We start from the raw sequence: 1,682 nt of genomic DNA, 5'->3' as shown, positions 1-1,682 counted from the left end.
CCAGGTCCGCAGGCCTGGGGCCTCGGGTCTACCTGGGCCCAGGTCAAGACCCCGACACGGACGCCCTATCGGCCGGGGCGTCCTCGGGGGTCTCGGGCTCGAGCAGAGCGACCTGGATCTCGGTCACGCGGCGCTTGTCGAGCGCGGCGACGGTCAGCCGGTAGGCGCCGACGTCGACGTGGTCGCCGACGTCGGGGATGCGGCCCAGCTGGTGATGACGTAGCCGGCGACGGTCTCGTACGAGCCGTCCTCCAGCTCCACGCCCGTGCGCTCGGCGAACTCCTCGATGGTGAGGCCGCCCTCGACAGTGCGCGGGCCCTCGCCCAGCACCTCGACCGGCTCGCGCACGTCGTACTCGTCGCGGATGTCGCCGACGAGCTCCTCGACCAGGTCCTCCAGGGTCACGATGCCGTCGGTGCCGCCGTACTCGTCGACGACGACGGCGATGTGGGTGCCCTCCGAGCGCATGAGGTTGACCGACGGCAGCACGCGGTTCGTGCCGGGCAGCACCGCGATCTGGCGGGCCAGGTCGCCGACCCGCACGCGTCCGTCGCCGGGAGCGTCGTGCAGCTGGTCGAACAGGTCGCGCACGTGCAGGTAGCCGCGCACGTCGTCGACGCCGTCGCCGACCACCGGGTAGCGCGAGTAGGGCTGCTCGCGGACGACCTGGGCCGCCGCGGTGAGGGTCATGGACGCCTTGAGGAAGGCGACCTCGCCGCGCGGGCGCATCGCCTCCTTCACCGAGCGGTTGGTCGCCTCCAGGACGTCCTCGAGGATCGCGCGCTGCTCGACGCCGAAGCCCTCGTGGCCCGAGACGATGTCGCGCACCTCCTCGTCGCTGATCTCCTCGACCTTGGCGTTCGGGTCGCCGCCCAGCAGCCGCACGACGGCGTTCGTCGAGACCGACAGCAGCCAGATGACCGGGCGCATGACCTGCGCGAAGCGGTCGAGCGCGGGCGTGACGACGAGGGCGATGGTCTGCGACTTCTGCAGCGCGAACCGCTTGGGCACGAGCTCGCCGAGCACGAGCGAGAGGTAGGCGATGAACAACGTCATCAGCACGAGCATGAGCGGGTCGGCCACGCCCTCGGGGACGCCGAGGTCCACCAGCAGCGGGGCGAAGTCGGGCGCCAGGGTGGACGCGCCGTAGGCCGCCGAGAGGAAGCCGGCGACGGTGACGCCGATCTGCACGGCGGCCAGGAAGCGGTTCGGGTCACGGGCGACCTTGGCGACCTTGGCGCCGCGGGCGCTCTCGGACTCCAGGCGGTTCAGCTGGCTCTCGCGCAGCGACACCAGCGCCAGCTCCGTGGCGGCGAAGACGCCGCCCACGAGCACGAACACGAGCACGAGCCCCGCGTTCAACCAGGTCTGCTGGTCCATCAGAGGTCACCGTCCCTCGTGGTGCAGGTCGAGGGACGGTCGGGACTTTGAGGGTCGCTCATGGCGCAGATCGTAGCGGCAGCGGCCACGACCGGTCGCGCCCGGACGCTCAGCCGCGCGCGGGGTGGAGGGACACCTCGCTCGCCTTGACCACCAGCCAGACCTGGTCGCCGGGCACCAGCCGCAGGTCCGCGACCGCCGCGAGCGTGACGTCGGCGGCGACGTCACCGGCCCGCCACCCGCACCAGGTCGCCGCGCGGCTCGAGCGCGGTGACGACGGCCGGCCCAGGCGTTGCGCGGGG

At 72.5% G+C, this 1,682-nt stretch carries 1 protein-coding gene and 1 pseudogene; both read right to left on the bottom strand.

All coding sequences use genetic code 11. The features are described from left to right. Positions 1-43: 43 nt before the first annotated feature. Positions 44-1,380 (bottom strand): annotated as a pseudogene (locus AC2W7G_RS15625) (hemolysin family protein). Between the two features lie 109 nt (positions 1,381-1,489). Next, positions 1,490-1,682 (bottom strand): TOBE domain-containing protein (locus AC2W7G_RS15620; protein WP_485869247.1); only part of this gene is annotated, 193 nt, incomplete at its 5' end.

The organism is Aeromicrobium sp. PFPM2_SD2, assembly GCF_057364525.1.
Note: the sequence above shows the minus strand (reverse complement) of the source record. Positions and strands in the feature narration are given on the sequence as shown.